The 10,619-nt window shown below is 31.2% G+C and carries 6 protein-coding genes; 2 read left to right on the forward strand and 4 right to left on the reverse strand.

From position 1 onward, the window contains the following. Window positions 1-108: 108 nt before the first annotated feature. On the reverse strand, window positions 109-1,920 hold the full coding sequence (locus bsdE14_RS05625; RefSeq protein ID WP_264848984.1) for an aminotransferase class I/II-fold pyridoxal phosphate-dependent enzyme: 1,812 nt from the start codon (window positions 1,918-1,920) through the stop codon (window positions 109-111). Between the two features lie 276 nt (window positions 1,921-2,196). On the opposite strand from bsdE14_RS05625, the gene bsdE14_RS05630 reads away from it, so the two are divergent. Further along, on the forward strand, window positions 2,197-3,258 hold the full coding sequence (locus bsdE14_RS05630) for an LCP family protein (RefSeq protein WP_264848985.1): 1,062 nt from the start codon (window positions 2,197-2,199) through the stop codon (window positions 3,256-3,258). Between the two features lie 143 nt (window positions 3,259-3,401). Continuing rightward, window positions 3,402-3,818: a hypothetical protein gene (locus bsdE14_RS05635; RefSeq protein WP_264848986.1), complete on the forward strand. Its 417-nt coding sequence runs from the start codon at window positions 3,402-3,404 to the stop codon at window positions 3,816-3,818. 19 nt (window positions 3,819-3,837) lie between these two features. Here the strand turns inward: bsdE14_RS05635 and bsdE14_RS05640 are convergent, their stop codons facing one another. The 3 genes from bsdE14_RS05640 to bsdE14_RS05655 form a co-directional block, all read right to left on the reverse strand. After that, on the reverse strand, window positions 3,838-6,954 hold the full coding sequence (locus tag bsdE14_RS05640) for a DUF5050 domain-containing protein (RefSeq protein WP_264848987.1): 3,117 nt from the start codon (window positions 6,952-6,954) through the stop codon (window positions 3,838-3,840). Window positions 6,955-6,968: 14 nt separating this feature from the next. Beyond that, window positions 6,969-9,485, reverse strand: a complete 2,517-nt coding sequence (locus bsdE14_RS05650) for a S8 family serine peptidase (RefSeq protein WP_309298114.1) — start codon at window positions 9,483-9,485, stop codon at window positions 6,969-6,971. Window positions 9,486-9,562: 77 nt separating this feature from the next. Then, entirely contained in the window at window positions 9,563-10,579 is a 1,017-nt protein-coding gene (locus bsdE14_RS05655) for a cohesin domain-containing protein (protein WP_264848988.1), read from the reverse strand. Window positions 10,580-10,619: the final 40 nt, after the last annotated feature.

Consider the following 10,619-nt stretch of genomic DNA (forward strand, 5'->3'; position numbering starts at 1 on the left):
AATTTTCTTACAAAAGCAATAAATTTGCATAACAAATTCAAATTATACACAAAAAAAATCACTCCAAATTCTTATTAGAGTGATTTACGCTATATTATGTTAATTTTTTTAATTATTTTCTATTTCCTTCAGTTTGCTTATTATAAAGTTATTATCTTCAAAATCTCTAACTGCAATTCTAACATATTGCTTATTTTCAAAAGCAATTTTACCTGTGCAATCCTTAATGAATATACTGTACTTATTCAATAAAAGTCTAGTTAACTCTCCAGAAGTAAATCTATCAGTAACTTCACATAGAAAATAGTTCGCTTTAGTAGGAATAACTCTTAAAAAGCAAATTTTTGAAAGCTCTTCATAAAATCTATCCCTCTCCTCCGAAATTTTAACACATGCTTTTGCATACCTATCTTGATACTTCCCAATTATCTGCAAGAAATATTCGCCAAAAGAATTAATGTTCCATATGGACAGTTCACTTCTAATCTTTGCTATTAAATCTATATCTCCATTTGCAAGAACTCCAAGTCTTGCTCCTGGCACGCCATAACTTTTGCTTATGCTCTTAATAACAATTAAATTTTTGTTACTTTCAAGCAGTTCTGAATTTATTAAAGTAAACATGGCATCTTCTCCAGCAAAATCTACAAAAGATTCATCATATATAAGATACTTATTTTCTGCCTTTAGGTATACTAATAAATCCAATACTTCTTCCTTAGTCATAAAGTGGCCGCTAGGGTTGTCAGGGTTTATTAAGAGAAGTGCATCTACATCTTTTGAAAATTCCTTTAGTTCATCTACCGTATATGAAAAATCATCATTTTTTGGTATAAACTTTTTCACTCTATCATAACCTGCACTTTCAGGGTACTCATTAAAGGTGGGAAATGTAACTCCTACAGTTCCCTTAAATGCCTTGAACACTCCTCTAATAAGCTCTGCAGCACCATTACCTACTAGTATTTGCTGAACTCTGCAGCCAAACATCTTTGATGCTAAAAGATTTTGAGTATTTAACCCAGAAGGATACTCAGAAAGCAGCACATCAAAGTTTGATTTAAATTCGTCAAGCATCTTTTCATTTGGAAAATATGGGTTTACTAAGTAGCAGAAATCCTTTAGTTTAGGAAAACGCCAATATCCCCCAAATCTCTTTTGATACATCTTTAATTCGTTCTCAAAGTCAGCAAATAATACTTCAGCAATATCTAAATCCTGTACATCATCAATTTCATACCATTTTTCATTTGTAAGTTTGAAAGCTTTCAAGTTCAAATTATCTATGTAAGTCATAACTCTAAGTACTTGTTCATAATATTCATTATTTCCTAATGCTTGTATATATGCTTTTAAAAATGGTATATAACAATTTTTTGAAAATTCCTTAGAAAATTTATATATGTTAACTGTTTTATAATAATCCTTGCAATTATTCCATTTAAACCCTTTCTTGGGTACAAAACTTACTATATCATTTTCTTCATTTAGAACAGTTACAGTCCCATCCATCCAGCTTTCAAAAGGCGCTACAACTGCAATATTGGGATTAGGATCTTGAATAACCTTATGAAGTATGCCTTCTTCAAAGATTAAGTCACTTTCAAGAAGTATTGTATCATCTTCTGCCAAGTATTCACTAGCTAATCCAAGAGAGTATATATTGTTTGTCTTATTATACACATCATTAAATACATACTTAACTTTTATCCCTTTATAGTTATCACCGATAAATTCTCTTAGCTTCTCCCCCTCATATCCTACAACTAAAATAATTTTGGATATGTCAATATTAACTAGAGCATCAAGTGCTCTTTCTATTAATGTTACCCCATTAACTCTAACCATGCATTTAGTTTGATTTTTAGTATATTCTCCGAGTCTTTTCCCCATTCCGGCAGCTAATATTAATGCATGCATCTCTTATCCCCCTAACAAAAAGTATAATTATATGTTCATATTTTGAACAATATAATTATACTCTTTGTTTTATCCTAAATCAAGGCTAAACATCAATCCAAAAAATAAAACTAATATTCCTCCCCACTAAGCACTAATTCATAATAAATTTACTTAAATAGTCTAGTGCTTCTACTTCAAAAGCTAAAGACTTTATAGTATAATAATTAAGTCGACATGAAAATATGGAAAATACATGCTTTTGTGCAAAACACAAACTTAGAAAGAGGGTATACAATGGATAATAGACCAAGCCGTATGGACAATAGGCATGACCGTAAGGATAAAAATAAAAAAGGTAAGAAAAAAGGTAAAGGTAAAGTAATAGCACTTGTTGTTGGACTTATATTTTTGTTTATAATAGCTGCAGGGGGCACTTATGGGTATCTTCAGTTAAATAAAATGAAAAGTGCCAAGTTGTCAAAATCAGATTCTGATTTAGGTATATCTGATGCAACTCAAGAAAGATTAAAAAAGGAAAATGCTGATGAAGTAGTAAATATAGCACTATTCGGATTGGATGCGAGAGAGGCAAATGAAGCAAGCCGTTCAGACTCCATGATAATAGTATCTGTTGATAAAAAGCATAACAAAATAAAAATGACTTCCTTGATGAGAGACTCCTATGTAAATGTACCAGGTCATGGAATGACAAAGCTTACACACGCATATGCTTATGGTGGACCACAACTTGCTATAAAAACCATAAACAGCAACTTTGCTCTTAATATAAAAGATTATGTTACTGTTGATTTTTTTGAATTTGGAAAAATTATAGATGCTTTTGGTGGTGTAACTCTAGACATTAAAAAAGAAGAGATTGAATATATGAATTTCTATATAAGAGAAATGAACGGCTTACAAAAATCAAACGTACCTGAAATTAAAAAAACAGGTCCTCAAAATTTATCTGGTCTTCAGGCTGTTGCATATACTAGAATAAGGTACACATCCGGTGGTGATTTTGAAAGAACAGAAAGGCAAAGAAAAGTACTTACTGCACTTTTTAATAAAGTACAGGAGGCTGGAGTAACAAAATATCCAGGTTTCGTTTCTGCTTTACTGCCATATGTTGAAACAAGCATATCAAAGGTAGATATACTAAAGCTTGGTACAACAGTATTTACTAATGGTATAAAAACACTTGAGCAAGAAAGATTCCCAATTGATGGATACTGCAATGGTAAAACCATAGATGGAGTATGGTATCTATGGACAGATATCCCTGCAACTACAGATCAAATTCATAAATATATTTTTGATGATGTAAAACCTACTCCTAAAGCTCCATTGTTCTAATGATTTTAAAAAGTTCTGTGTACTTATATGCACAGACTTTTTTATTTTAAATTTTTTTATACTAGACATTCATGCAACTTTATTCCTTCAATCTTAAAAATATTTATGTAACTTATGCTATAATGAAAATGGGGTGATTACAAATGGTTTACTTATTAAAACTGATATCTTCTATAACAAATAACATACATGATTTTCTTATAGGACTTTTTAAGTTATTAGGATATAATATGACAGATAAGCAACTTCATTTTCTAATAATTGGAATCATAGGAATGGTAATTTTTCTAGTTGTTAATTTACTGTTTAAATATATAGCAAAGTACAGCATTTCAGCTATTTCTTTTATTTATACCTTCACAGTTATGGTGGTTTTCGTATTTGCCATAGAAATCGAACAAAAAATCACTAAGAGAGGTAATATGGAATTTAAAGATATCACAGCAGGATTGTGGGGCTTTTTAGAATTCTTCGGAGTATATTTATTAATAAAGCTATCAATTTATTTAATCAAAAAAGGATATACAAAAATACAAAAGAAAAAGCACATAAGGGCTTAAACCTTATGTGCTTTTTCTTTTATAGGCTCATAGTCAGCAATTGATTGTATACTCTTGTACGTCTTGGTACCCAATAGCTCTGAGTACATACTATCAATGACTGCTGATATATATTGTATAAACTCTTATCTGTACATGCATTTACTGCTTGAGCAGCATAACCTGGTCCTTGATTGTACATATCTGCAAAGAATACTAATGCCTTATTATCAGTTATGCCCAGTGTCTTTCCGGTGTTAATATAGGAATTTGTATCCCTTGTAGCTAAACTATCTTCTACTTCTTTAGCTACATTTGTATCTAACAATGCCTTTAATGCCAGCACTTCTATGTCATTCAAAGCTTTATTATCCCAGTAATCATCTGAATATGTTACTTCTGTTGGTATATTGGTTGCTGTTAACTTAGTATTAAATGTTTCAGGGTCTTTGTCTCTAATTTTAACTAAAACTTCTTTAGCCCTGCTGCCATGCCACTGAAATAATCCAATACTTAGACTGTTAACGTCTTTTGCAACTACACAGGTATAACTAGTTCCGCTCTCATTTTGAGCAATAATATTTATAGCTGTTTTAATAACGGCATCACTAGGAACGCTTCCTATAACAACATATTGCGCATATACATATGCAAATCCTTGTCCAAACAGAATCTTATACCAATCTCCACTTTTTTCAACAATATCCACTGTATCATAATTCTTAAAGGTTCCAAGAATAGTATAATTTGTGCCTGGACCCTGCCTTATATTTACATATGCAGTAGTCGCTACATATCCCTTTTGAAGCTTGTCAAAATCATATATAATGCTTCCGTCTGGTGATACAATTTTAACTGTAGAATTTACTTTTGCTAAAGCTATAGCACCTTCAAGTGTATCAAACTTTGATAATAAATTCTCGCCTGAAAAAACATAATATTGAGGAGCTGTATTACTCCACATTAAGTCTCCATCAGTAAAATCTTTGTTTACTTTTACTACTTTTGGATTTGATAAACTCTTAGCATAGTCAATAGCACTAAAAAGATTATTAATTTCGAATTCTTTCTGCAAAATGCTTCCATCATAAACCCTATATAGGGAATAATTGTTCCAAATAACATTGTCGCTAGGGCCTAAAATGCAGCTATGATCAAGTACTTTAGAGTTTACATAATTTAGTGCTTCATCCTTATTATTAAATTCTGCAACTAAATTATTTAATTGATAAACCCTATAATTATCTACTAATTTATTAGAAGTTCCATCAATACCAATTTTATATAGCTTATTATCCATAGTGTTTATGTAATATATCATATCACCTGTTACACAAAATGCATTAGTTGTATTATCACTTATTTTTGTATTTGATGTTCCATCTAATTTATATTTATACATCTTGTTATCAGAAGCATTGTTATAATAAAGCCAGCCTTCTGATAAATTTATACTATCTACTGAAGCATCTAGAATCTTTTTTAGATTGCCACCATCTAAATCTATCGAATATAAATTTTTATTTGAAGCCAAATTTGAATAATATATATTACCTCTATATACATCAAACTTACCAACCACATCACTGCTTATTTTTATACTTGCTAGTGTTGTTAAATCTACCTTATACAATGCATTATTAACATCTTTATTAATGTAATATAGTTGTCCACTATTTACTGTAAAAGTATCAGAAGAAGCATCCACAACTTTACTTCTATTCTGTCCACTTGTACTTATTCTATATATCCTTGAGCTATCATATGAACTATAGTAGTATATCCATCCACCTTCTACTATAAAATTACTAAAATTATCGGAGACAATTCTAGATCTTTCAGTTCCATCATTCTTTATTCTATATATGCTGGAGGAATCTAGCAAGTTTCTATAATAAATCCAATTTCCGATAACATTTATACTTTCAACTGAATCATCATTTAACTTTACTTTTTCGGTTCCATCAACTTTTGCTCTATATAACTTTCCCCCATCTTCTCCATTTCTATAATATCTATAACTGCTATCTAGTGCTGCATAACCACCATTTAGTATATTTCCTGAAGTGTTTCCAATAGAAATACTTCCGTTATTAGAAAATCTATTATTCATTGACTTTGATATCTTTACCAAGTCATAAATATCCACTATGGAATCACCATTTAAATCATACAACTTATTGTTAGTATTATAATTTCTTGAAACTAGAGCCAAATCAATTATATCCACAGCACCATCATTATTAACATCTTCAGTTAATGCATTTTCTTTAGCGTCCCATTCACATATAATGCCGACACCACTAGTTGCGTTTATAGTGTCGTTCCAGCTTCCTGTATTTTTATATAAAACTGCATAATTTTCATTGCCACCTGAATTATTAGGCTCACCGCTATTCCAATTTGAATATGCAAAATTTTCATTAGTTATCCATTTCCAAGTACCTTCTTGCTCTCTATCAGTAGCACCTATCCAATAGCTATCTAAGCCTCCATTACTTTTTAGAATACCTGAAATAAATTGCTGTTCATCCAAAGAAGTTATTGTAGCTAAATGGCCTCCAATACTTTCACAATATGCTTCTGCGCTATCAAAGCTCGTAGTTTTATCAATCACTGAGTATAAGTGCTTATTAGCTGTATTTTCTATCTTAATTGGATCTATTTTACTTTCATATTCACATATAAAGCCATAAAGACTTACTAAACTATCATTAGAAACATCCATCCATTGGCCATCTTTGTTTGACATCAAAAAATTCTCACTATGGTAACCATAATAATTATTAGGTTCTCCTGTATTCCATGAAGAAATTGCAAACTGCTCTCCAGTAACCCAACTCCATGTACCTTCCTGCTGCTCATCTGATGCACCAAGCCAATACCTATCTTTTGTCCCACCTTTTATCATATTATTTACAAAATCTAATTCTTCCTTACTTGTTATAGTAACAAGATGTCCACCATTTTTTTCACAATAAGCTTCTGAATCCTTCCAGGACATAGATAAATCTATAAGCTCATAGTAATGCTTATTTTGAGAATTATAAACTTTTGTAGTCTGTTCACCTAAAGCTTTTACATCTTGTTTGCTTATAGCTATTGTAGTAAAGCAAATAAAAGATGCTAAAATAATTGAAATAATCTTTTTAAACATTTAGAACCTCCTATTTAAAACAACCTTCTACCGCATAAAAAATCTGTTCTAGTATCTATACTTGATATCTTAATCACATCCCCAGTTTGTGGCGAATGAATAAATGAATTATTTCCAGTATAAATACCTACATGCACTGGATTGCCGCTTGTTCCAAAGAAAACTAAATCTCCTGGCTGCAAATCAGTTTTTAAAACTTCTGTGCCATAGTTAACTTGGTCATAAACTGTCCTAGGTAGATTAATATTAAAATTCGCATAAACATATTGTACAAATCCTGAATCATCAAATCCTGAAGGTGTTGTTCCTCCCCATAAATAAGGTGTTCCTAAATAATTTGAAGCATAGGCTACCACTTTATCTCCTGTTATAACTTGCTGTGATGCTATACTTTTTGATATATTAACTAAATCAAAAATATCTATAACATTATCTCCATTTAAATCATAAATTTGTTTCCAATCCTTATTGCCGCTCTTCATATTATAATTTTGAGCTACAGCTGCCAGATCCATTATATCAATCTTATTGTCATTATTTACATCCTTCAATAGATTAATAGAATTCGCTGCATTAACCATCCCACCTGTTACAACTTTACTATTTAAACTATTTAGAGCTTTAGCACCTGACATAATCTTCTGTTTAATATTTAGTGGGTCATCAACACCTTTGCTTAAGAGCAAGGCTGCAATGCCTGATACGTGCGGAGTAGCCATGGATGTTCCATTTAAATATTGATATGAATTATCATAGTTATCTTCTCCCAAATAATCTACTACTACTTTTCCATAGCTGTCACATGCTTCTATCATATCTGAATGAGAACTATATATGCTAAAATTTTGCCCCTGCATAAACTCTCCTTGTACCCCAGTAAGTGTAGTTCTATTATTTTCATTATAAAGATAATTAACATGTAAATAGTATTTTGCAAAATCCGTTTCAAAAAGTTCGTTTGAAAGATTATTTCCAGATAGATATAGGTTGCCTCCATTATTTAAATATGTCTCCAAATTCTGTTGATCTGTTTGAGTAATGGTTGAAGCATATGCACTTCCTGTAATCCAAAATACATATTTATAGGAACTTAAGGTTGCTAAATCTGGTCCTGAATTATTTAATGCAACATTCTTATAGGTAATATTTGTATAGCCTAGGTCACTCATCATATCTTTATATACATATGCATAACTGTTAGTATCACTTTCTGAACTTTCATCGTCTTCCACTATGAGTACAGAATCAGTAGCTTGTATATTAAAATAATTCATCACGTTTTTCAAATATGTCTCAGCTGATAAATAATCATAAAAATTACCTATTTCAACACCTTGTACAAAAGTTTTATACTTAGCATTTTCACTCCTAACTGCGGCTCCTATTTCAATTGGTCTTGGTATTGTACTCAAAATATTTACACCAGGCGCTCCAACATCTACAGAAGTTAAACCATAGTTTGAAAAACTAGGCATGTTTCCTAAATTGTCTACAGCAGCTACTGATAAAATATTACTACTATCAAAAGCTGCAGGGTAACTAGGATTTGCATCATTATTTTGCTGTTCATTTCCAGCCGCTACAATAAAGATTGTTCCTGAATTTTCAATGGTACTCTTTAGAAGAGAGTCATATCCTCCTCCACCCCAGCTATTATTTAATATCTTTACTCCCATGCTCTTGGCATATTCTATTGCCTTTATGGCGCCTTCAGTGGTTCCACCAAATGGGCCTATAAATTTAAGCGGCATAATCTTTACTTTAGGAGCTACTCCTACAACTCCCAATTGATTTAGAGCTGCAGCAATTGTACCTGCTACATGAGTGCCATGCTTGTCCCCTTGTTTTTCATCATAAACAGTATTATCATTATTATAAAAATCCCATCCATTAACATCATCTACATAACCATTGCCATCATCATCTATTCCATTACCCGGAATCTCCTTAGTATTTGTCCATATTTTATCCTTTAAGTCTGGATGATTTATATCTATTCCTGAGTCTATAACTCCTACAACTACGCTATCTGTACCCTGAGTTACCTTCCATGCGTCTTTTATGTCTATATCAACACCTGCTTGTCCAGCTTTCCCACCTATTATTTGTCCATCGTTTTCCAATCCCCATAATTCATTACTTCTAGTATCAGATGTCAAATCGCTTTCATTATAAATAAAATTCGGTTGTACTAGCTCTATATCTTTATTAGCTTTGAGTTTGCTAACAGTTTCATCAACTGTTGATCCACTGGATATGGAAACCACTTCGGCATTTATTTTTGATAAATTACTTTTATGCTTTAAAGAATATTGTGCTTTAACTTGATTTTTTTTATCTAATGTATTCACAGTATCCTTATACTTGATTATAACTTCTCCTTGTACATACTTATGCCTATTTGAGTTTTGTATCTTGACTTCTTCTTTATTGACAAGACGGTTATTAATTGCAAAGGTTTTGCTTTGAATCCCCATAGATAAAATTATTGTCAGCATAATAGATATAGATTTTATAACCTTCTTTTTCATTTTATATCCCCCTATAATCAAAATATAGCTCTTTGAATAGCTGCATACTTAAATACATAGATATTTTATATATTCGATTATACCTTTTTTTTACTTTTTCTTATTCTATATAGCGCATATAAAACTAGACCTGCCCCCATCAATATAACTAGTAATAAAACCATAGCTGGTTTATTTGAAGTGCTATAAACTTTATTACTTGAAACTGTATTATTTGCTCCATTACTCTTGCTTTTATCCTGTGAATTTTTATTTGTATCTTCACTTTTATCTTGAGTTTCTGTGTTCCCACTTGCTTCCACAGTTTTATTTTCAGTTTCTGACTTCTTTGAATCATCTTTTTTATCACCGTTAAATACATTTGTTACTGCAGTAATAATTTTTTGTACAATTGTTTTATCGTTTTTATCTTCTGCAGTAGTAGTTTTTGACGCATTGTTTTGCGATGAACTTGCACTTGCAGCAGTGCTGGTATTATTTGATGCTGATGAATTTTCTGTACTTCCTCCAGCATTACTTGTACTAGTGTTAGTGCTTGTACCAGTATTAGTACTGCTATTGCTTCCATTGGTTCCGTTTAGACTAAACTCGTAGGGTTTAAAGCTATATTCTAACTCTTTTATATTACTATCACAGATTTGAAGCTTAAGATTGAAGTCATCATTAGGTGATGCTAGAAACGCCTTACTTCTTACATGAAAGCTATCCTTTTTTAACACTTCTGCATTAATCTTTACAAAGGTTCCAGTACCTGAAAAACCATTAACTTTTCCGAGACAACTAAATCCGTAAGCAGCAATGCCATTTTTATCATCAATTTTGTTCATTGCATCAAATTTATTTATATCAGCCTTACTAATTAAATCACCAAGTTCTATACTTTTTACTTTAAGAACATTTTTATCATACTTAAATTCCATAGCACCTGCAAAAAAACTTTTTATGTCCTTTATATTTATTAAAATTTGTATTGTTTGCCCATTTTCAATGTTACCTGTTACAGTAGCTTCTACCTCAGGTCCAGTAGCCGCAAAAGCCTTTGGACTAAATAATAATATAAAACATAAAACTAAAATTGATATCTTTCTTTTCATTGACAAGCTCTCCCTTTTTGAATAATTGCCATAAACTTTC

The organism is Clostridium omnivorum, assembly GCF_026012015.1.
Classification (GTDB): domain Bacteria; phylum Bacillota; class Clostridia; order Clostridiales; family Clostridiaceae; genus Clostridium_AX; species Clostridium_AX omnivorum.

Coding starts and splice junctions, on each gene's coding strand:
- bsdE14_RS05625 (WP_264848984.1), bottom strand. CDS start 1,920: ATGCATGCATTAATATTAGCTGCCGGAATGGGGAAAAGACTCGGAGAA.
- bsdE14_RS05630 (WP_264848985.1), top strand. CDS start 2,197: ATGGATAATAGACCAAGCCGTATGGACAATAGGCATGACCGTAAGGAT.
- bsdE14_RS05635 (WP_264848986.1), top strand. CDS start 3,402: ATGGTTTACTTATTAAAACTGATATCTTCTATAACAAATAACATACAT.
- bsdE14_RS05640 (WP_264848987.1), bottom strand. CDS start 6,954: ATGTTTAAAAAGATTATTTCAATTATTTTAGCATCTTTTATTTGCTTT.
- bsdE14_RS05650 (WP_309298114.1), bottom strand. CDS start 9,485: ATGAAAAAGAAGGTTATAAAATCTATATCTATTATGCTGACAATAATT.
- bsdE14_RS05655 (WP_264848988.1), bottom strand. CDS start 10,579: ATGAAAAGAAAGATATCAATTTTAGTTTTATGTTTTATATTATTATTT.